This window comes from Massilia sp. 01N410, assembly GCF_056399665.1.
In genome coordinates, this window is record NZ_JBFTRV010000005.1 from 130,511 (window position 1) to 149,346 (window position 18,836).

The 18,836-nt window shown below is 64.6% G+C and carries 20 protein-coding genes and 2 tRNA genes; 14 read left to right on the forward strand and 8 right to left on the reverse strand.

Annotated elements, in window-relative coordinates:
* Positions 1–17 precede the first annotated feature (17 nt).
* The 3 genes from AC1DOP_RS08750 to AC1DOP_RS08760 all read left to right on the forward strand — a co-directional run bounded on the left by AC1DOP_RS08750 (position 18) and on the right by AC1DOP_RS08760 (position 3,191).
* Positions 18–2,033 (forward strand): sensor histidine kinase, encoded by a 2,016-nt coding sequence (locus AC1DOP_RS08750; RefSeq protein WP_477250789.1) that lies wholly within the window; start codon positions 18–20, stop codon positions 2,031–2,033.
* Between the two features lie 26 nt (positions 2,034–2,059).
* The gene (locus AC1DOP_RS08755) at positions 2,060–2,674 is read left to right on the forward strand and encodes a response regulator transcription factor (RefSeq protein ID WP_477250790.1); all 615 of its coding nucleotides are present in this window, start codon (positions 2,060–2,062) and stop codon (positions 2,672–2,674) included.
* Between the two features lie 187 nt (positions 2,675–2,861).
* Positions 2,862–3,191 (forward strand): DUF3052 family protein, encoded by a 330-nt coding sequence (locus AC1DOP_RS08760; protein WP_441934738.1) that lies wholly within the window; start codon positions 2,862–2,864, stop codon positions 3,189–3,191.
* A 7-nt stretch (positions 3,192–3,198) separates the two neighbouring features.
* On the opposite strand, the gene queG is transcribed toward AC1DOP_RS08760, so the two are convergent.
* Entirely contained in the window at positions 3,199–4,305 is a 1,107-nt protein-coding gene (gene queG / locus AC1DOP_RS08765; RefSeq protein WP_477250791.1) for a tRNA epoxyqueuosine(34) reductase QueG, read from the reverse strand.
* Positions 4,306–4,355: 50 nt separating this feature from the next.
* Here queG and tsaE point away from each other — a divergent pair, with 50 nt between their 5' ends.
* From tsaE to AC1DOP_RS08780, 3 genes are read left to right on the forward strand one after another with little or no spacing between them, the layout of a single operon-like run.
* Positions 4,356–4,844: a tRNA (adenosine(37)-N6)-threonylcarbamoyltransferase complex ATPase subunit type 1 TsaE gene (gene tsaE, locus AC1DOP_RS08770; protein ID WP_477250792.1), complete on the forward strand. Its 489-nt coding sequence runs from the start codon at positions 4,356–4,358 to the stop codon at positions 4,842–4,844.
* Positions 4,808–6,250 (forward strand): N-acetylmuramoyl-L-alanine amidase, encoded by a 1,443-nt coding sequence (locus AC1DOP_RS08775; protein ID WP_477250793.1) that lies wholly within the window; start codon positions 4,808–4,810, stop codon positions 6,248–6,250. The genes tsaE and AC1DOP_RS08775 overlap by 37 nt, the downstream gene beginning before the upstream one ends.
* Before the next feature lie 22 nt (positions 6,251–6,272).
* Positions 6,273–7,109, forward strand: coding sequence for a D-hexose-6-phosphate mutarotase (locus AC1DOP_RS08780; RefSeq protein WP_477250794.1), 837 nt, complete (start codon positions 6,273–6,275; stop codon positions 7,107–7,109).
* Here the strand turns inward: AC1DOP_RS08780 and AC1DOP_RS08785 are convergent.
* From AC1DOP_RS08785 to AC1DOP_RS08795, 3 genes are all read right to left on the reverse strand, one after another.
* Complete coding sequence (locus AC1DOP_RS08785) at positions 7,099–7,620, reverse strand: hypothetical protein (RefSeq protein WP_441934733.1); 522 nt, start codon at positions 7,618–7,620, stop codon at positions 7,099–7,101. The genes AC1DOP_RS08780 and AC1DOP_RS08785 overlap by 11 nt on opposite strands.
* Before the next feature lie 10 nt (positions 7,621–7,630).
* Positions 7,631–8,707 carry a carbonic anhydrase gene (locus tag AC1DOP_RS08790; RefSeq protein ID WP_441934732.1) on the reverse strand — a complete coding sequence of 359 codons (1,077 nt, stop codon included), beginning with the start codon at positions 8,705–8,707 and terminating at the stop codon, positions 7,631–7,633.
* Positions 8,708–8,826: 119 nt separating this feature from the next.
* On the reverse strand, positions 8,827–9,471 hold the full coding sequence (locus tag AC1DOP_RS08795) for a VTT domain-containing protein (RefSeq protein WP_441934731.1): 645 nt from the start codon (positions 9,469–9,471) through the stop codon (positions 8,827–8,829).
* A gap of 133 nt (positions 9,472–9,604) precedes the next feature.
* Between AC1DOP_RS08795 and AC1DOP_RS08800 the strand changes: the two genes are divergently transcribed.
* The 6 genes from AC1DOP_RS08800 to AC1DOP_RS08825 all read left to right on the forward strand — a co-directional run bounded on the left by AC1DOP_RS08800 (position 9,605) and on the right by AC1DOP_RS08825 (position 15,164).
* Positions 9,605–10,540 carry a peptidylprolyl isomerase gene (locus tag AC1DOP_RS08800; protein WP_477250795.1) on the forward strand — a complete coding sequence of 312 codons (936 nt, stop codon included), beginning with the start codon at positions 9,605–9,607 and terminating at the stop codon, positions 10,538–10,540.
* A 249-nt stretch (positions 10,541–10,789) separates the two neighbouring features.
* On the forward strand, positions 10,790–12,763 hold the full coding sequence (mutL, locus tag AC1DOP_RS08805; protein ID WP_441934729.1) for a DNA mismatch repair endonuclease MutL: 1,974 nt from the start codon (positions 10,790–10,792) through the stop codon (positions 12,761–12,763).
* 20 nt (positions 12,764–12,783) lie between these two features.
* Entirely contained in the window at positions 12,784–13,737 is a 954-nt protein-coding gene (gene miaA / locus AC1DOP_RS08810) for a tRNA (adenosine(37)-N6)-dimethylallyltransferase MiaA (RefSeq protein WP_477250796.1), read from the forward strand.
* A gap of 43 nt (positions 13,738–13,780) precedes the next feature.
* Positions 13,781–13,857: transfer RNA gene (locus tag AC1DOP_RS08815), tRNA-Met, on the forward strand.
* A gap of 66 nt (positions 13,858–13,923) precedes the next feature.
* Positions 13,924–14,000 (forward strand) — tRNA-Met (locus AC1DOP_RS08820).
* Positions 14,001–14,177: 177 nt separating this feature from the next.
* Entirely contained in the window at positions 14,178–15,164 is a 987-nt protein-coding gene (locus AC1DOP_RS08825) for a hypothetical protein (RefSeq protein WP_441934727.1), read from the forward strand.
* Here AC1DOP_RS08825 and AC1DOP_RS08830 read toward each other — a convergent pair.
* Both AC1DOP_RS08830 and AC1DOP_RS08835 read right to left on the reverse strand, forming a co-directional pair.
* Complete coding sequence (locus AC1DOP_RS08830; protein ID WP_441934726.1) at positions 15,155–15,550, reverse strand: hypothetical protein; 396 nt, start codon at positions 15,548–15,550, stop codon at positions 15,155–15,157. The two genes, AC1DOP_RS08825 and AC1DOP_RS08830, sit on opposite strands and share 10 nt — an antisense overlap.
* A complete protein-coding gene (locus AC1DOP_RS08835) occupies positions 15,547–15,639 on the reverse strand; it encodes a hypothetical protein (protein ID WP_441934841.1) in 93 nt (30 codons plus the stop codon). The genes AC1DOP_RS08830 and AC1DOP_RS08835 overlap by 4 nt, the downstream gene beginning before the upstream one ends.
* Before the next feature lie 329 nt (positions 15,640–15,968).
* Between AC1DOP_RS08835 and AC1DOP_RS08840 the strand changes: the two genes are divergently transcribed.
* A complete protein-coding gene (locus AC1DOP_RS08840) occupies positions 15,969–16,304 on the forward strand; it encodes a DUF2004 domain-containing protein (protein ID WP_441934725.1) in 336 nt (111 codons plus the stop codon).
* Here the strand turns inward: AC1DOP_RS08840 and AC1DOP_RS08845 are convergent.
* Positions 16,301–17,218 (reverse strand): LysR substrate-binding domain-containing protein, encoded by a 918-nt coding sequence (locus AC1DOP_RS08845; protein WP_477250797.1) that lies wholly within the window; start codon positions 17,216–17,218, stop codon positions 16,301–16,303. The genes AC1DOP_RS08840 and AC1DOP_RS08845 overlap by 4 nt on opposite strands.
* 105 nt (positions 17,219–17,323) lie before the next feature.
* Here AC1DOP_RS08845 and AC1DOP_RS08850 point away from each other — a divergent pair, with 105 nt between their 5' ends.
* The gene (locus AC1DOP_RS08850; RefSeq protein ID WP_441934723.1) at positions 17,324–18,490 is read left to right on the forward strand and encodes a mandelate racemase/muconate lactonizing enzyme family protein; all 1,167 of its coding nucleotides are present in this window, start codon (positions 17,324–17,326) and stop codon (positions 18,488–18,490) included.
* Position 18,491: 1 nt separating this feature from the next.
* Here the strand turns inward: AC1DOP_RS08850 and AC1DOP_RS08855 are convergent, their stop codons facing one another.
* A complete protein-coding gene (locus AC1DOP_RS08855) occupies positions 18,492–18,809 on the reverse strand; it encodes a putative signal transducing protein (RefSeq protein ID WP_441934722.1) in 318 nt (105 codons plus the stop codon).
* Positions 18,810–18,836: the final 27 nt, after the last annotated feature.

An 18,836-nucleotide genomic window follows, 5' to 3' on the forward strand; every position in this document is an offset into this window, starting at 1 on the left:
AAGTATCACGTTATCGCATGAAAAACCCTTTTTCGATGCCGCGTCCCGTACCGGACGGCCCCTGGCGCTGGCTGGTGCCGGTGCTGCTGGTGCTGCTCTTCCTGCTGGTCCTGCTGTGGCTGCCCTGGCAGGCGCGCCAGATGGAGAGCAATGAGCGCCAGGAACAGCTGATCGCCGACACCCTCTGGGTCGAGCAGACCCTGCGCTTCGAACTGGCGCGCAGCGAGGAGGTGCTGGCGACCCTCGGCACCGACCTGGCCGCCGACAGCCCGCCCGCGCACGACGTGGTCGAGGCGCGCATGGCGCAGATGTTCAAGAACGGTCACGAACTGCGCCGCATCGCCTGGCTCGACGCCGGCGGCCGGCAGCTGGCGGTGCAAGGCGCCGAGCTGGCCCACGGCGCGCTGACCGCCTCCTCGCGCGATGCCCAGGAGATGGCGCGCAAGACGCATAACGGCCGCTATTCCGATCCGTATAGCCTCGGTCCGGCCAGGTATGGGCCGGATGCGGGCCTGGTCGACTACCACCTGCCGCTCTACCACGAAGGCAGGTTCGTCGGCAGCCTGGTCGCCACCTACGACTTGCAGACCCTGCTGGACGAGAACGTGCCCTGGTGGTTCGCCCAGGACAATTCGCTGTCCCTGCTCGACCGCGACGACCACGTGGTGGCCCACCGCGCCGCCGGCGGCCCCGGGCGCGGCGTCTACACCCACAAGCGCGCGCTCGACCTGCCCGGTGGCCAGATCGTGCTGGCCACCGACAGCGTCAAGGGCGCGCCCAGGCTGCTGCCCAACCTGCTGGTCGGCTCGGTGATCCTGCTGGCGCTGGGCCTGGTGCTGTCGCTGGCCGCGCTGTGGCGCCACATCGCGCGCACCATCGCCGCCGAGAACGCGCTGCGCCAGCAGATGGCCTTCCGCACGGCGATGGAAAACTCGCTGCTGACCGGCCTGCGCGCGCGCGACCTCGAAGGCCGCGTCACCTACGTCAATCCGGCCTTCTGCCGCATCGTCGGCCTGCCGGCCGGCGAACTGCTCGGCAGGACCCCGCCCATGCCCTACTGGGCGCCGGAGGAAACCGACGAGTACGAGGAGCGCTTCCGCAAGATCCTGGCCGGCCAGGCCACGCCGCAGTTCGAGACCGTGTTCCTGCGCCCCGACGGCACCCGGGTGCCGGTGCTGGTGTTCGAGGCGCCGCTGGTCGACAGCATTGGGCGCCACACCGGCTGGATGAGCTCCATCCTCGACATCACCGACCGCAAGCGCGCCGAGGAGCTGGCCCGCCAGCAGCAGGAAAAGCTGGAGACCAGCGCGCGCCTGGCGACCATGGGCGAGATCTCGTCGATGCTGGCGCACGAGCTGAACCAGCCGCTGGCGGCGATCTCCAGCTACACCGCCGGCGCGCTCAACGTGCTGGGGCGCGCCAGCGACCATGCGGCCCCGCTGGATGCCGGCATGCTGAAACGCGCGCTGGAACAGGCGAATACCCAGGCGCGGCGCGCCGGCCAGATCATCCGCAGCGTGCACGAATTCGTGAAGAAGCGCGAGCCGCGCCGCGAGAGCGTGATGGTGCCGCAGGTGATCGAGGGCATCCGCGCCCTGGTCGAGCTGCAGGCGCGCCAGAGCTACGTGACCCTGCAGGTCGAAGTGCCGCCCGACCTGCCGCCGGTGCTGGCCGACCGCGTGCTGCTCGAGCAGGTGCTGCTGAACCTGACCCGCAACGCGATCGAGTCGATGCAGGACATCGACCGCGAGCGCCGCGTGCTGCGCATCGAGGCCGCGCGCTTCGATGCCGACGACCAGGGCCGGGTGGCGGTGTCGGTGATCGACAACGGCCACGGCATCCCGCCCGAAGTGGCCGAGCGCCTGTTCTCGCCCTTCTTCTCGACCAAGGCCGAGGGCATGGGCATGGGCCTGTCGATCTGCCGCACGGCGATCGAATTCCACGGCGGCACCCTCACCCACGCCGACAATCCCGGCGGCGGCACCGTGTTCACGTTCACCTTGCAGCAGGCGCAGGCTACAATGCCGACCTGAAGAGCAGGACTTACGAAGGAGACTCCATGCTGCACATCGTCGACGACGAAGACGTCATCCGCGACGCCCTCGAATGGCTGGCGCAATCGCGCGGGCTGGCCGCGCGCGGCTATGCCGGCGGCCAGGCCTTTCTCGACGCCCTCGACGCCCAGTCCGGTCTTGATGCCTCCACCGGTAGCGGGACCGCCGGGGATGGCGAATGCGTGCTGCTGGACGTGCGCATGCCGGGCATGAACGGCATCGCCGTGTTCGACCAGCTGGTCGCGCGCGGCCTGCTGGCGCGCCTGCCGGTGATCTTCCTGACCGGCCATGGCGACGTGCCGATGGCCGTCGATTCGCTCAAGCGCGGCGCCTTCGACTTCTTCGAAAAACCCTTCAACGACAACCAGCTGATGGACCGCGTCGACGAAGCCCTGGCCAAATCGCGCCAGGCCGCCGCCTCCAGCGCGGTGCGCGAACGCCTGTCCACGCTGTCGGCGCGCGAACGCGAAGTGCTCGACCTGATCCTGGCCGGCAACATGAACAAGGTCGTGGCCGACAAGCTGGGCATCAGCATGCGCACGGTGGAAGTGCACCGCGCCCACATCTTCGACAAGATGCAGGTAAAGACGGCGGTCGAGCTGGCCGGCCTGTTGAAATAAAACTTCCTTAGCTTTTCGTTCCGGAACCCCGCGCACGGCAGGTTTCGCGCCCTGCTTTTCGGAAGTTCGCTTGTAAAATCAAGCTGAACACGCCATGGTCAAACTGACCATGTGAATATTTTCTTAGGGAACGCAGATGAGCGAAAAGACAATTGCAGACAAAATGTTCTTGAGGAACGCGAAATCGATGCTGATCCTGAACGGGAACGTGCATCCCGGCATGGTGTCGCAGATGCCGCCCGACCTGATCAAGGACGACCAGGACAAGGTGGATGTGGTGTTGCTGTTCGCGATGAACCGCAAGGAACTCGAACAATACTTTCCCACCGCGAAGGAGCGCATGGGCGAGAAGGGATCGCTGTGGGTGGCCTATCTGAAGCAGACCGCGTCGAAGGCCACTGATATCAATCGCGACTCAATCAACGCTTATGCGAAGGAAAACGGTATCACAGGCGTGGCGATGATCTCGATCGACGGCGACTGGTCGGCACTGCGCTTGAAGCGCATCGAGATTTAAAGCAGACTCAGGCTGCGTGACGGGCTAATGCCCAGGCGACATGCTCGCGCACCAGCGCCGACGGATGCTCCAGCCGGGCCCGCAGCGCGGCCACGATGCGCGGGTCGCCCTTGGCCCCGGCCTCAGCGGCAGCGTTCCCCATGCCTACCGCCAGATTACGCAGCCAGCGCTCATGCCCGATCCGGCGGATCGGGCTGCCCTCCATGCGGCGATTGAACTCTTCTTCTTCCCAGCCGAACAATTCCACCAGCCCGGCGGCGCCCAGGCCGTTGCGCTCGTCGAAATCCGGCAGCACGGCGCGTCGGGCGAACTTGTTCCACGGGCAGACCAGCTGGCAATCGTCGCAACCGTAGATGCGGTTGCCGATCAAGGGCCGCAGGTCTTCCGGAATGCTGCCCTTCAGTTCGATCGTCAGGTAGGAGATGCAGCGCCGCGCATCGAGGCGGCCCGGCCCCAGGATCGCGCCGGTCGGGCAGGCGGCGATGCAGGCTTCGCACTGGCCGCAATGGGCGCCGGTGGCATCGTCGACGGGCAGCGGCAGGTCGACCAGGATCTCGCCGATGAAGAAGGTCGAACCGGCCTCGCGCGACAGCAGCAGCGTGTGCTTGCCGCGCCAGCCCAGCCCCGCCTTTTCCGCCAGCGGCAATTCCATCACCGGCGCCGAATCCGTGAACACGCGGAAGCCGTACTCGCCGGCCAGGCCGCGCACGCGTTCGGCCAGTTGCTGCAGGCGGTTGCGCAGCACCTTGTGGTAGTCGCGTCCGCGGGCGTAGACGGAGACCACGGCGGCGCCCGGATCCTGCTGGCGCAGGCGTTCCCGGGCGCGCCAGTCGGCGTCCGCGCTGTTGCCACCCGAGATGGGCAGGTAGTCCATGCGGGCGACGATCGCGCGCACCGTGCCCGGCACCAGTTCCGCCGGCCGGGCGCGCTTCATGCCGTGGCTTGCCATATAATCCATCTCGCCATGGTGGCCGGCGTCCAGCCAGGCTTGCAGCCCTGCCTCGTGGCGCGCCAGGTCGACGTCCGTGATGCGCACCTCGGCAAAGCCCAGTTCCACGCCCCACGCCTTGATGGCGCGTGCGAGTTCGTTCAGGTCAGGCTGGGATGGGGACATGGCGGGACGGACACTGGCTGGTTGGTACGACAAACCCGATATTCTATTCGATGCAGCATTCATTCAACGCTTATCTTCCGGACGAAGCCGCCACCCAGGCCCTGGGCGGCGCCCTCGCGCGCGCACTGCGCCCCGGCCTCGTGATCTACCTGCACGGCGACCTCGGCGCCGGCAAGACGGCCCTCACGCGCGCCCTGCTGCACGCTGCCGGCCACAAGGGCGCGGTCAAGAGCCCGACCTATACGCTGTCCGAGCCCTACCGGATCGCGCTCGACGGCCAGGCCGTCAACCTGATCCACTACGACCTGTACCGCATGTCGAGCCCGGAGGAATTCCTCGATGCCGGCTTCCGCGAAGACTTCGACGGCCAGAATATCTGCGTCGTCGAATGGCCGGAAAAAGGCGAACCGGTGTTGCCCCCGCCCGACGTACGGGTGTTGCTTACGGTCAGCGGCCACGGCCGTGCTGTAGAATTGCAGGCGTTGTCTGAATTGGGCCTGCTATGCCTCGAACGCCTGCACTACCCCCCGACTCCCTGACCCCGGGTTCTCCGAAGCGCCGCGCAGTGCTGAAGGCCGGCGGCACGCTGCTCCTGTCCGTCCTCGCTCCGCTGACCGCATCGGCCGCGCAGATCATGGCCGTGCGCGTCTGGCCGGCCGACGAGTACACCCGCGTCACGCTGGAAAACGACGGCGAGCTGAATGCCTCCCACTTCATGCTGGCCAATCCGCCGCGCCTGGTGGTCGACATCGACGGCCTGGCGCTCAACGAGACGCTGAAAAGCCTGGTCGCCAAGGTCGAATCGAACGACCCTTACATCCAGCAGGTGCGGGTCGCCCAGAACCGCCCGAACGTGGTGCGCCTGGTGTTCGATCTCAAGGAAGAGGTCAAGCCCCAGGTGTTCACCCTGGCCCCGGTGGCCGGCTACCGTCATCGCCTGGTCTTCGACCTGTATCCGGTGCGGCCGGTCGATCCCTTGTCCGCCATGATCGCCAGGGAGAACTGGTCCGAGGGCGGCGCGCGCGCCGCCGAAGTGCCCGCGGCGACGCCGGCGCCGGCCCAGCAGCCGGGCGCGCCGACGGTCGGCCAGGCCGGCCCCGACGCCATCGCCAGGCTGGAAGCCGACGCCGCCCGCGCCGGCAGCACCCCGGCCCAGCCGCAGCCGACCGCACCGCAGGCCCAGCCCCAGCCGCAAGCGCCGACACAGGGCAAGAACGCGCCCGGCGGCAAGGTGATGCGGATGGTGACCATCGCCCTCGATCCCGGCCATGGCGGCGAGGATCCGGGCGCCACCGGCGCCACCGGCGTGCATGAAAAGGACATCGTGCTGGCGATCGCCAAGCGCCTGAAGGGCAAGCTGGAAGAGCTGCCGAACACGCGCGTGATGCTGACCCGCGACGCCGACTTCTTCGTGCCGCTGGGCCAGCGCGTGGAAAAGGCGAGGAAGGTGCAGGCCGACCTGTTCGTCTCGATCCACGCGGACGCCTTCATCCAGCCCTCCGCGCGCGGCTCCTCGGTCTTCGTGCTGTCGGAAAAAGGCGCGAGCTCGAGCGCGGCGCGCTGGCTGGCGGCCGACCAGAACAAGGCCGACCTGATCGGCGGCGTGAACCTCGGCACCCACGACAAGCAGCTCGCCAGCGTGCTGTTCGACCTGTCGACCACGGCGCAGATCAACGACAGCATGAAGCTCGGCAAGGCCGTGCTGAGCGAGATCGGCGGCATCAACCGCCTGCACAAGGGTTCGGTCGAGCAGGCCGGCTTCGCCGTGCTGAAGGCCCCGGACATCCCCTCGATCCTGGTCGAAACCGCCTTCATCTCGAACCCGGAAGAGGAAGCGCGGCTGAAGGACGACGCCTACCAGAACCAGCTCGCCGACGCGATCACGAAAGGCATCAAGCGCTACTTCGCGTACAATCCGCCGCTGGCGAAGAGCCGAATGACCTGATCTCAGCCTGGAGGGTTTTGACGTGAGCGTTACTACTACTCAATTCGGGCAACTGCCCGCCCTGCTGCTGCGCGCGCCGGACGGCGCCGAAGCCACCATCACCCTGTACGGCGCCCACCTGGTGTCCTGGAGGCCAGCGCACAGCGCTGGCCGCGAAGGGCAGCCCGGCGAAGCCGGGCCGGAGCGCATGTTCATGAGCAGCCTGTCCGCGCTCGACGGCAGCCGCGCCATCCGCGGCGGCGTGCCGGTGATCTTTCCGCAATTCGCAGAACGCGGCGAAGGCATGCGCCACGGCTTCGCCCGCGTCAGCACCTGGCGCTTGCTCGACAGCGGCGAACAGGACGGCGCCGCGTTTGCCCTGCTGGGCCTGAACCAGGACGACCTGTCGCCGCAGGCTTCGAGCGCCTGGGCCTATGCCTTCGAGCTGGCGCTGCGGGTGAGCGTGCAAGGCGCCAGCCTGGCGCTGTCGCTCGAAGTGCGCAACACCGGCACCCACCCCTTCTCCTTCTCCAGCGCCCTGCACACCTACCATCTGGTCGAGGACGTCGAAGCCGTGCGCATCGACGGCGTGCAGGCCGAGACCCTGGCCCTGACCGACAAGCTGGACCAGGTGTTCGAGCGCATCGCCGGGGCGATCACCTTCGACAACGGCGCCGACAAGCTGTTGCTGCAGCAGCGCGGCTTCACCGATGCGGTGGTGTGGAATCCGGGCGCGGCCGATGCCGCCGCGCTGTCCGACCTCGAAGACGAGGAGTACCGGCGCTTCGTCTGCATCGAACCGGCCCTGCTCCAGCCGCAGACCCTGGAACCGGGCGGCAGCTGGAAGGGCGAATACCGGGTGGGGCCGGCTACTTCCTGACGCGCTCGAAGCTCAGCTGGTCGATCATCCGCCACGGCTTGTCGCCGGCGTGGACTTCATAGGCCATGTGGAAGCTGTCGTTCGATTTGCGCTCGAACACGAAGCGCTCCTCGCGCAGGGGCTCGCTTGATATCGTGCGGACGAACACCACCTTGCCGTCCTGCCAGCCCTCGCTGGCGAACGTGCGCGCGCCGCCGCCGTTGTCGTTGACGGTCATGACCAGCTTGCGCGAGCCGCTCTCGATGCCCCACAGGCCGAGCGCCTTGTAGCTGTTCGGCGCGCGGTCGGTGTGGCGGTACTGCAACCACTGGCCGTCCAGTTCGGGCGTGAAGCTGACCTCGGCCTCGATCGGGCGGCCGGAGGCGAAGGCGCCCTTGCCGCTCCATTCGCCGCCGAAGAAGGCGGCCATCTCGGCGGGCACGCGGGTCGGCGCGGCAGGGGTCTGGGAAAAGGCGGGAATGGCGGCGCAGGCGAACAGCGCCGCCGCCAGGATGCGGGCAGTCAGGGTCATGGCGAGGAGCTTAGTTGGATTCCTTGATCATCCGGCCCGAGGTCGACTGCACCGGGCGCGCATTCAGCGGATACAGGCGCGAGAACAGCGCCATCTGGGCCGGCGAGGCCTGGCGCGGCTGCTTGAACACCAGCCACAGCACGCCTTCGGTGCAGGGCGGCTCGGTGAGCGAACCCATGTAAGTGAAGTATTCACGCTTTTCAGGCAGCGCATCCTTCGGGTCGATCACGATCGAGGGCGATACGACCTCGTTCTTTTCGAGCGGCAGGTTGTCCCAGATGGTCTGCACCAGGCTGTGCGGCTGGCCGCGTTCGAGCAGCACGGCGATGATCGCGATCTTGCCGTCATAGCTCTTGTGCACCAGGTGCATGACCATTTCCGTGCCCTTGCCGTTGATGCGCTCTTCCGACGGACGGTGGAAGTGGAACTGCTGCAGCTCGTAGGTCTGGTTGCCGACCGTGATGAAATTGCCGCCGCCGACCGTCACCTGGACGGTGTGGCCGTTGTTCACCTCGTTGAAGGAGGACGGGTGGTAGTCGAAACCGATCTGCTCTAGGTTGACCTTGATGCCATCGCGCAGGTCGATCGGCGACTGGCGGTTGCCGGTGCCGCACTTGGCCCAGTCGACATTGATCTTGGACCAGTTGGCCGGGCCGAGTTCGCCCTCGTAGGACCAGACGGTGCCATGCTTGGGCGCGGCGGCCAGGATCGCAGCCGCGGCGGCGGCCTTCTCTTCCTCGCGGCGCCTGGCGTCGGCGGCCTTTTTTGCGCGTGAGGCCGCGCTGGCGCGGGCCTGCTGGCGTTCGCGCAGCTCGGCCAGGCGCTCGGCGATCTTGGCCGAGAGGGCGACTTCGGCGGCTTCTTCATCCTGTGGGGCGGGTGCGGCCTTCTTGGCCGGTGCCTCTTTCTTGCCCGGCAAGGGTTCCTTGGCCGCGTCCTTGGCCATCTGTTCCTTGGTCGGCATCGAGGCCGACGCCGGCTTCGACACGGAGGCCGCCAGTCTGGCTGCCGCGGCGGGGGCAGGATCGTTCGCGCTTGCGCTCAGGACGACGCAGCTGCAAGCGAACAGGGCGATCAGGTTACGCATGGGATTCCAGTAGTGTTGCTGTCCCATGCTTTATCGGCGCGGGCAAGGGTAAACTTGAGCGCCGTAAACACACAGCGCGCCGTCGAAGCGGCGCGCTGCAGGAATGACAAGGTGCGCTTTCAGCGGCTGAGCATGCGGCGCCCGAACTTGTAGATGCCGCCCAGGGCCAGCGGCACCACGGCGGCGCCGACACCGATCAGCACGATGGCGGTCAGGTGATCGCGCACGATGGGAATGTTGCCGAAGAAGTAACCGGCGGTCACGAGACCGGCCACCCACAGGACGGCGCCGGTGATGTTGAACATCTGGAAACGCGCATGCGTCATCTCCGAAATGCCGGCCACGAAGGGAGCGAAGGTCCGCACCACCGGCACGAAGCGCGCCAGGATGATGGTCTTGCCGCCGTGCCTTTCGAAGAAATCGTGGGTGCGCTGCAGCGCATCCTTGTTCAGCCAGCGGTAATCATGGGTGAAGACGCGGTGACCGATGGCCCCGCCGATGTAATAGTTCAGGGTATTCCCGGTAACGGCGGCAATGATCAGCAGCGCCATCAACAGCGGATAACTCATCTCGCCGGTGGCGCAGAAGGCGCCGGCGATGAACAGCAGGGTGTCGCCCGGGAAGAAGAACAGCACCACGAGACCGGTCTCGCAGAACACGATCGCGAACAGGACCGCATAGACATACACACCGTACTGGGCCAGCAGGGTGCCCAAGGTCTTATCGACGTGCAGAAGCATGCCGAAGAGTTGCATCAGATCCATAATCATCCTAAATGGTAGCGCCGAATCATACCATCAGACCGTCTTCAAAAAATGGCCCCGGGGTCAAGATCATGGAGAGAATTTGTACTTTCCGGATTACAATCGTTCGAATAAGAATGACAAGGAGAGAAAGATGGCTTACCGGAAGCTTCACCACGCCGTGCTGCTCGGGATTGCAGCCTTGATGGCAACGGGCGCAGGCGCCGCCGACAAGAAGGCGGAGAAGGAACTGCCGCCCAAACCCAGCGTCGGCGACGTACTGAAAGGCTCGACACCGGGCGACTGGCGCCCGCTCGACCCCGACAACACGCTCTATATGGAGCTGCCGGGCGGCCGCGTGGTAATCGAACTGGCGCCGGACTTCGCCCCCAACCACGTCAGGAACATCAAGGCGCTGGCGCGCGAACACTATTACGACGGCCTGGCCATCATCCGCTCGCAGGACAACTTCGTCGTGCAATGGGGCGATCCGCACGAAGACGATGAGCAGGTGCGCAAGGTAAAGAGCGCGCAGAAAACCCTACCGGCCGAATTCACCGTGCCGCTGGCAAACGACCGTCACTTCGTCCGCATGCGCGACATCGACGGCTTCGCGCCCCAGATCGGCCATTCGGGCGGCTTCCCGGTCGGCCGCGATCCGAAGGCGGGCCGCACCTGGCTGGCCCATTGCTACGCCATGGTCGGCGTCGCCCGCGGCAACGAGTCCGACAGCGGCGGCGGCACCAGCCTCTACGTCGTCACCGGCCAGGCGCCGCGCCAGCTCGACCGCAACATCACCGTGGTCGGCCGGGTGGTATCGGGCATGCCGCTGCTGTCGACCCTGCCGCGCGGCCCGGCGCCGATGGGCTTCTACGAGCAGCCGGGGCAGCAGCTGCCGATCGGCGCGGTGAAGGTCGCCGCCGACGTCCCGGAAGCCGCACGCAGCCGCCTCGAAGTGATGCGCACCGACAGCGCCACCTACCAGTCCGTCCTCGAAGCCCAACGCAACCGCGGCGGCCCCTGGACCAAGTACACACCGAACTACCTCGACCTCTGCAACGCCCAAATCCCGGTACGCGAGCAAAAATAAATTCGGGGTCAGAGCACATTACCGCTGAAATTCGGGGTCAGAGCACTTTTTTGGGCAATGGTTAGAAGGTAACTCAACCGGCCAGTTTCCCTCTGCGGCACGACGGTGGCGCTACTTGAACCGGGCCGATCAGCCGTCCGGCGAAATGTGCTCTGACCCCGAATTTGCAGAAAAATGTGCTCTGACCCCGAATTTTGGAAAAATCGGACAGCCATGCTTTGCCATGTGGCGGCGAGCTATAATTTGTGAATGAACGCCCCGGCCCCCACCCACCGCCCCATCCAGCAGCTTCCTGACCAGCTCATCTCGCAGATCGCCGCCGGCGAGGTCGTCGAGCGGCCCTCGGCCGTGGTCAAGGAATTGCTGGAGAACGCACTCGATGCCGGCGCCACCCAGGTCACGATCCGTCTCGAGGAAGGCGGCGTCAAGCGCATCGCCATCACCGACAACGGCCGCGGCATTCCGCCGGAAGAGCTGCCGCTCGCACTGGCCCGCCACGCGACCTCGAAGATCGCCTCGCTGACCGACCTCGAAAACGTCAACACCCTCGGCTTCCGCGGCGAGGCGCTGGCTTCGATCGCCTCGGTGGCGGCGGTCAGCATCACCTCGCGCACGCCGAACGCGCCCCACGCCTGGGAGATCGTCGGCTCGCACCAGGGCACGGTCTCGCCCTCCTCCGGCGCCTTCGGTACCACGATCGACGTGCAGGACCTGTACTTCAACACGCCGGCGCGCCGCAAGTTCCTGAAATCCGACCAGACCGAGTACGGCCACTGCGCCGAAGTCGTGCGCCGCATCGCGCTGGCCCGTCCGGACGTGTCGTTCAGCCTGACCCACAACGGCCGCACCATCGACCACTGGAACGTCAGCGAGCCCGCCAAGCGCAGCGCCCAGATCCTCGGCAACGACTTCGCCGAGGCCAGGTTGCAGCTCGACGAAGCCGCCGGTCCGCTGCGCCTGCACGGCTACGTCGGCCTGCCGACCGCCTCCAAGGCGCGCGCCGACGGCCAGTTCTTCTACGTGAACGGCCGCTTCGTGCGCGACAAGCTGCTGGTCCACGCGGTGAAGGCCGCCTACCAGGACGTGCTGCACGGCGACCGCTTCCCCAGCTACGTGCTGTCGCTGGAGCTGGACCCCGCCATGGTCGACGTCAACGTGCACCCCTCGAAGATCGAGGTGCGCTTCCGCGACAGCCGCGCCGTCCACCAGTTCGTGTTCCACGCGGTGCAGCGCGCGCTCGCCCAGACCTCGGCCACGGCCCACGGCAACGCACCGGCGCCGGTCAGCGCGGCCGAGATCGCGCCCTCGGGCGCGTCCTGGGGTGGCGGCTTCGGGCGGGATTCCGGAATCAGCGGCACCCCGGCCTGGCGCCGCCCGCACGAGCAGACCTCGTTCGGCTCGCAGCTCACGCCCACGTCGCCGTATGCCTCGACCTTCTCGCCCTCGCCCCACCCGGCCGGCAGCCGCTGGGATGCCCAGCCTTCCGGCGCCGGCGTGGCCCAGCGCACCGAAAGCTACGGCGCCCTGTTCGCCGGCGTGAAGGACGCCGATGCCGCGCAGGCCAAGCCCGCACCGTCCGGCTTCGAAATACCGCTGCCCGCCACCACCGCACCGGCACACGACGACGACTTCCCGCTCGGCTTCGCCCTGGCCCAGCTGCACGGCATCTACATCCTCGCCCAGAACCGCAAGGGCCTGGTACTGGTCGACATGCACGCGGCCCACGAGCGCATCCTCTACGAGCAGCTGAAGAATGCCCTCGACGCCCAGGCCGGCGGCGAACAGATGCAGGTGCAGCAGATGCTGATCCCGGTGACCTTCTTCGCCGACGCCGTCGAAGTCGGCACGGCCGAAGAAAACCGCGAGACGCTGCAGGCGCTCGGCTTCGACATCACGGCGGTCTCGCCGACCACGCTGGCAGTGCGCGCCGTACCGACCCTGCTGAAGAACGCCGATGCGCAGACGCTGGCCCGCGACGTGCTGCGCGACGTACGCGAATACGGCGGCTCGCGCGTGCTGATCGAGCGCCGCAACGAGCTGCTCGGCACCCTCGCCTGCCATACCGCGGTGCGCGCCAACCGCATCCTGTCGGTGCAGGAGATGAACGCCCTGCTGCGCCAGATGGAAGCGACCGAACGCGCCGACCAGTGCAACCACGGCCGCCCGACCTGGGTGCAGCTCGAGATCTCCGCACTGGACAAGCTGTTCCTGCGCGGCCAGTAATTGCCTCGTTATTTATGAATATGAATCACAAACCGATGGCAGTCGCCATCATGGGCCCGACCGCGTCCGGCAAGACCGCCGCCGCGCTCAGCATCGCCAGGGAGATGCCGGTCGAGATCATCTCGGTCGACTCGGCCCTGGTCTATCGCGAGATGGACATCGGCACCGCCAAGCCGAGCCCCGAAGAACTGGCCAGCGTGCCGCACCACCTCATCGACATCATCGACCCGCTCGAGTCCTACTCCGTCATGCAGTTCCGCGAAGACGCGATCCGGCTGGTGGCCGGGATCCAGGCGCGCGGCAAGCTGCCGCTGCTGGTCGGCGGCACGATGATGTACTTTAAAGGGCTGGTCGACGGCCTCGACGACCTGCCGACCGCCGATGCCGAGGTCCGCGCCCGCATCGATGAGGAAGCCGCGCGCATCGGCTGGCCCGGCATGCACGCCAGGCTGCGCGAACTCGATCCGGCCACGGCCGACCGCCTGGCGCCGAACGACGCCCAGCGCATCAACCGCGCGCTGGAGATCATCGAACTGTCCGGCAAGCCGATGTCCGAACTGCTGGCCAGGCGCGAGAAGACCGAGCTGCCCTTCGAACTGCTCTCGTTCGCGCTGGAGCCGTCCGACCGCGCGGTGCTGCACAAGCGCATCGCACAGCGCTTCGACCAGATGCTGGGCAGCCGCGACGACGAAGGCATCGTGGCCGAAGTGGCAAGGCTGCGCGCCCGCGGCGACCTGGACCTGAGCTTGCCGTCGATGCGCTGCGTCGGCTACCGGCAGAGCTGGGAATACCTCGACGGCCAGTACGACCGCGCACAGCTGCGCGAGAACGGCATCGTCGCCACCCGCCAGCTGGCCAAGCGCCAGCTGACCTGGCTGCGTTCGATGCCGGAGCGGATCGTGGTCGATTGTCTGGCGAAAGATGCAACGGCCCAGGTTCTGGGCGTGCTGGACAAGCACATTCGAAGCGCGTAACCTTGACAGTCTTGTGTGCGGACGGCATAATGCCCTCCGCTTTGGTGATATAGCTCAGCTGGTTAGAGCACAGCACTCATAATGCTGGGGTCGGTGGTTCAAGTCCACCTATCACCACCAGATTTCAAGCGAGATGGCTTGGCTCCTCAAAGGCTAGGCCATTTTGTTTTTAGTACCGTTTTAGATGGTGATATAGCTCAGCTGGTTAGAGCACAGCACTCATAATGCTGGGGTCGGTGGTTCAAGTCCACCTATCACCACCACATATAAGCCGCAAAAAGCCCAGCTCGTTGAGCTGGGCTTTTTTGCATTTCTGGGCCATATTTTGTTCTACAGAAGCACGAAAATGCCAACTAAAACTGCTGAAGGCGCCTCATAATTTCTTTACTTTTCGGAAACTTCGGTGTTAGACTATAGTTACAATAATGAAAAATCTAACAATGAATAATATTATCTTCCCGAGTATTGAGGCGACATTCACAGGATTGTCAGCTGCATTTGCTATTGTTGCGTTAGTAATTGCAACTATTTTTGTTTTCTTTAGATCTACTATTACGACTTCTGTAAAGTTGCTTGGTAGCATAATGGTCTTGGCTCTAGCATTTGCCGCACACAATGCTGCTGTTTATGCATTAGGAATCTTCATTATCGCGACTTTGGTAACTGATCTTGATTTTCTGGAGAAACTTGCAGCAATTTTTTGGAACCGAGATAAATATTGGGAATACCGTCTAGGGACAGCTTCTCCAGCCCAAGTGGCAGCGAAAGTTGCTACAGAAGCTCAGCAAGAAATTGTCGAAGAAGTCGATAATAACGGTGATTTAAAATCAGAACCCGAAACTGTGATAGTTGAGGAATCCGCAAAAAAAGAAGTAAATGTTAAATCATCAGTAAGCGATCAAAATACAGCGATTGCCGAACGCACTGATCAACCATTAAGTTTCTCCACACAGGAACAAACTGCATCAGCAGCAACGCAAAGTTATCGAACAAAAATCAATGAAACAATCGTAAAGGCATTTGCATTTGAACAATCCGCACAGCAAGCTTTGAGATTAATTTCTCACGAACTTGAAATAAAATCATTACATCCTAATGCAGTGATCTCAACACCTGATGGGCCAGTGGAAATTGACGCCATCATAGAAACCTTAAATGGGGATCTTGTCGTTGAAATAAAACACTCTAAGCGTCCACATATTTTGCTGAATGTAGTTTCGGCCTTGCGCCGCGCAACTCAAGCATATGACGCTTATGGAAAGCAGAGAGGCGTAACAAGAAAGATAATACCGGTAGCCATTCTCCCGACACTTGGTATCCAAGGGGAATGCAAGCGTGATCAAATTCTCATTCTCAGACTTGATCCCGAAACAAAGAGATTTACAAATCTTGAAGAGTTTAAGTTAGCACTACACAACTACCATTGAATTAGAGGTACAAAGTCGTCGCTTCTCACGAATCGACGACTTTTTCTTTGTTCACTGACCTTCCGGCCCAAGAGCGTGAATCCACCGCACCTCCGCCGTATCAACTTCTTCAGCATTGAAACCACCAACTCGGCGGTCTGGTCAAAATCCCTCCGGCTCAAAATCCCGTTATGCGCATGTGTATACCGTACCGGTACCACCAGATTCACGGTCGGCACCCCGCCATTGCTCTTCTGGATCTCGGCCGAATCGTCGCCATAGTCCTGCACCAAATCAAGCGGCAGCTTGCGCTCAGCCGCAGTCTGCTTCACGAAGGCGGTCAGCTTCCGATTTGTCAGCGCCGACGAGTCGTACAGGAAGATGCCCGGCCCGGCGCCTAGCTTCACCTACGTCTCTTCCGGCTTGCCGTGATGCGGCGGACCATGCCGCCCAGCTCGTCCATGTGGGCGTCGACCATGATTTTTCGGCCCTCCAGAACCTGGGGTGGCGATGATCGGGCCCATGCCGTCGTAAGTGAGCGAGCTGGCCAGCGGTTTCATCATCCCCACCAGCACGGCCCATACCGCCCCTCGAAGCTTGGCGGCCCGCGGCGGCGTCGAGCTTTTGCAGGGTTTCGGCGGTAAGATCAAGGGCGGAAGCGGCAATGGCGCGAAAGGAAGCCGCCAGCAGCGCGATGGTGGCGGTAATGCGACGGGTGGTGTTCACTTGGAATTCTCGTTATCGTTGTGTTGGCGGGCGGCGCCCCATGCTGTCGAGCATGCCAATAAAATGCCAGCCTTGCGCAAACATTCACGGAGCACCCCGATGACCGACCACACCGCCGAACCGACCCGCCGCGAAGCCGCCGCCCGCCAGGCCATCAAGAACGGCTTCGACATGGAAGACGAGGATTCCGGCGTCGCCATGTTCGTCGCCTTTCACCTAGAAGAGCTCCCGCCCGGATACTGGCAGGAGAAGATGGGAACAAGCCGCCCGGATCCCGCCGCCGTGCTCGACATCCTCGAGCTGCGCGGCTACTCAGGCGAAGATGACGACATGGAATACTTCGATTTCACCCTGCCGGGCAAGGTGACCGACTACGTCATCAGCGTGCGCTTCGACGCCAAAGGCAAGGTCGACGAGATCTCGATGGAGAGCTAGGCCATCGCCGAAGGCTGGCTGAAATGCTCAACCAGAAAATCAATGAACACCCTGCTCCGCGCCGCCTGATTCCGCCGGTTCAGGTAATACACGAACAGATCCGCCGACGGCAGCCGGTACGCCGGCAGCACGATCTTCAGCCGTCCACTCTCCACATAGCGCGCCAGGTCCCACTCCGAGCGCACCAGAATGCCGTGCCCGTCCAGCGCCCAGCCCAGCACGATGTCGCCGTCGTTGCTCGACAGCGCGCCATGCACCTTCACCACCTCGCTGTGCTCCTCTCCCTCGCCTGAATAGAAGCGCCAGACGCCGTGCGCCTCGTCGTTCTGGCGGTGCACGATGCAGCGGTGCCGCGTCAGGTCGCCCAGGCACGCCGGCACGCCATGCCGCTGCAGGTACATGGGCGACGCGCACAGGAAGCGCCGGTTGCTCATCACGCGGCGCGCGTTCAGGCGTTTATCCGGCAGCGCGCCGAAGCGGATCGCCAGGTCGTAGCCGCTCTCGACCAGGTCGACCGGACGGTCGGTCACTTCCATCTGCACCTCGACCTGCGGGTAGCGCTTCGCGAATTCGGAGACGATCGGTGCGATCGTGGTGCGGCCGAAGCCCAGGGTCGCGTTCACGCGCAGCAGGCCCTTGGGCGCCGCGCGGCCGCTCGACACCGCATCCTCCATCTCGCGAATGCTGGCGAGGATGCGGCCCGCGTGCGCCAGGTAGGTCTCGCCTTCGCTGGTCAGGCTGATGCGGCGCGTGGTGCGGTTCACCAGGCGCACGCCGAGCCGCGCCTCCAGCTGGGCCAGGCGCTTGGTGGCCGCGGGCGGCGTCAGGTCGAGGGCGCGCGCGGCCGCGGCCAGGCTGCCGTGGCGCGCCACCAGCGTGAAGAATTCCATGTCGGCCGTGTGGTCGGGTTTCATCCGGCATTCACCTCAAGTTAATAATCAATTCGACGCGGGGAAATTATAGACGGGGAGGCAGGGGCTAAGCTGGGGACTTCATTGACACCCACGCAGGCAGCCATCATGAGAATCGTCGAGATCCGCGAACAGACCCTCCCCATCAGCTCTTCCATCCGCAACGCCTACATCGACTTCAGCAAGATGACGCTGAGCCTGGTGGCGGTGATCACCGACGTGGTCAAGGACGGCAAGCCGGTGGTCGGCTACGGCTTCAATTCGAACGGCCGCTACGGCCAGGGCAAACTGATGCGCGAGCGCTTCATCCCGCGCATCCTGGAAGCCGAGCCAGGCTCCCTCGTCAACGACAAGGGCGACAACCTCGATCCGCACAAGATCTGGGACTGCATGTTCACCAACGAGAAGCCGGGCGGCCACGGCGAGCGCTCGGTGGCGATCGGCACCATCGACATGGCGGTGTGGGATGCGGTCGCCAAGATCGAAGGCGTGCCGCTGTTCCAGCTGCTGGCGGACCGCTACGGCAACGGCCGGCCCGACCGCAAGGTCTTCGTCTACGCGGCCGGCGGCTACTACCATCCCGGCCAGGACCATGAGGCGCTGAAGAACGAGATGCGCAGCTACATCGACCGCGGCTACACGGTGGTCAAGAAGAAGATCGGCGGCGCCTCGCTGGATGAAGACCTGCGCCGCATCGACTCCATCCTGTCCGTGCTGCAGGACGGCCAGAAGCTGGCGGTGGACGCCAACGGCCGCTTCGACCTCGACACCGCGATCCGGTACGCGAAAGCGCTGTCGCAGTACGACCTGTTCTGGTACGAGGAAGCCGGCGACCCGCTCGACTTCGAGCTGCAGGCGACCCTGCGCAACTATTACGACAAGCCGATGGCGACCGGCGAGAACCTGTTCTCGATGCAGGATGCGCGCAACCTGGTCCGCTACGGCGGCATGCGTCCGGACCGCGACTGGCTGCAGTTCGACTGCGCCCTGTCCTACGGCCTGGTCGAGTACCTGCGCACGCTGGACATGCTGCACCAGCACGGCTGGTCGCGCACTCGCTGCATTCCGCACGGCGGCCACCAGATGTCGCTGAACATCGCGGCCGGCCTCGGCCTGGGCGGCAACGAGTCCTATCCGGACCTGTTCCAGCCTTTCGGCGGCTTCCCGGATGGCGTGAAGGTGGAGAACGGCTATGTGACGATGCCGGACCTGCCGGGCATCGGCTTCGAGGGCAAGGCGGACCTGTTCCGCGAGATGCGGAAGCTGTCGGCCTGAGTCATTCCTCGCCGACGTCGGCATCTTCTCCCAGCGCGAACTCGCCGCGCTGGAAAGCCTCGAGTACGGCCTGGGCTTGCGTCAGATGCTCCTGCGGCACCAGGATGCGCACCCCGCCCAGGGCCGGCGCCAGCAGCAGGTCGGTCTGTACCAGGTTGGCATCGGCAAGCACCGCCGGGACGCCGGCTGCGACCAGGCACCCCTGCACCAGGCTGGCTTCCATGGGGATCAGATAACGCGCGAGTTCGAGCAGATCGCGGCCGGGCAGCAGCCCGGCCTCCGGCGTGCCTGCCAGCAGTGCATTCAATGCGTGTGTCATGACGGCTCCCTGAAGATCGACGGCTGT

Excerpts from the sequence above, each read along its gene's own strand:
- AC1DOP_RS08775 (WP_477250793.1), top strand. The coding sequence starts at position 4,808 with ATGCCTCGAACGCCTGCACTACCCCCCGACTCCCTGACCCCGGGTTCT.
- AC1DOP_RS08785 (WP_441934733.1), bottom strand. The coding sequence starts at position 7,620 with ATGACCCTGACTGCCCGCATCCTGGCGGCGGCGCTGTTCGCCTGCGCC.
- AC1DOP_RS08825 (WP_441934727.1), top strand. The coding sequence starts at position 14,178 with ATGAATAATATTATCTTCCCGAGTATTGAGGCGACATTCACAGGATTG.
- AC1DOP_RS08850 (WP_441934723.1), top strand. The coding sequence starts at position 17,324 with ATGAGAATCGTCGAGATCCGCGAACAGACCCTCCCCATCAGCTCTTCC.
- AC1DOP_RS08755 (WP_477250790.1), top strand. The coding sequence starts at position 2,060 with ATGCTGCACATCGTCGACGACGAAGACGTCATCCGCGACGCCCTCGAA.
- queG (WP_477250791.1), bottom strand. The coding sequence starts at position 4,305 with ATGTCCCCATCCCAGCCTGACCTGAACGAACTCGCACGCGCCATCAAG.
- AC1DOP_RS08790 (WP_441934732.1), bottom strand. The coding sequence starts at position 8,707 with ATGCGTAACCTGATCGCCCTGTTCGCTTGCAGCTGCGTCGTCCTGAGC.
- AC1DOP_RS08800 (WP_477250795.1), top strand. The coding sequence starts at position 9,605 with ATGGCTTACCGGAAGCTTCACCACGCCGTGCTGCTCGGGATTGCAGCC.
- AC1DOP_RS08845 (WP_477250797.1), bottom strand. The coding sequence starts at position 17,218 with ATGAAACCCGACCACACGGCCGACATGGAATTCTTCACGCTGGTGGCG.
- AC1DOP_RS08840 (WP_441934725.1), top strand. The coding sequence starts at position 15,969 with ATGACCGACCACACCGCCGAACCGACCCGCCGCGAAGCCGCCGCCCGC.
- miaA (WP_477250796.1), top strand. The coding sequence starts at position 12,784 with ATGAATCACAAACCGATGGCAGTCGCCATCATGGGCCCGACCGCGTCC.
- tsaE (WP_477250792.1), top strand. The coding sequence starts at position 4,356 with ATGCAGCATTCATTCAACGCTTATCTTCCGGACGAAGCCGCCACCCAG.
- AC1DOP_RS08795 (WP_441934731.1), bottom strand. The coding sequence starts at position 9,471 with ATGGATCTGATGCAACTCTTCGGCATGCTTCTGCACGTCGATAAGACC.
- mutL (WP_441934729.1), top strand. The coding sequence starts at position 10,790 with ATGAACGCCCCGGCCCCCACCCACCGCCCCATCCAGCAGCTTCCTGAC.
- AC1DOP_RS08855 (WP_441934722.1), bottom strand. The coding sequence starts at position 18,809 with ATGACACACGCATTGAATGCACTGCTGGCAGGCACGCCGGAGGCCGGG.
- AC1DOP_RS08750 (WP_477250789.1), top strand. The coding sequence starts at position 18 with ATGAAAAACCCTTTTTCGATGCCGCGTCCCGTACCGGACGGCCCCTGG.
- AC1DOP_RS08760 (WP_441934738.1), top strand. The coding sequence starts at position 2,862 with ATGCTGATCCTGAACGGGAACGTGCATCCCGGCATGGTGTCGCAGATG.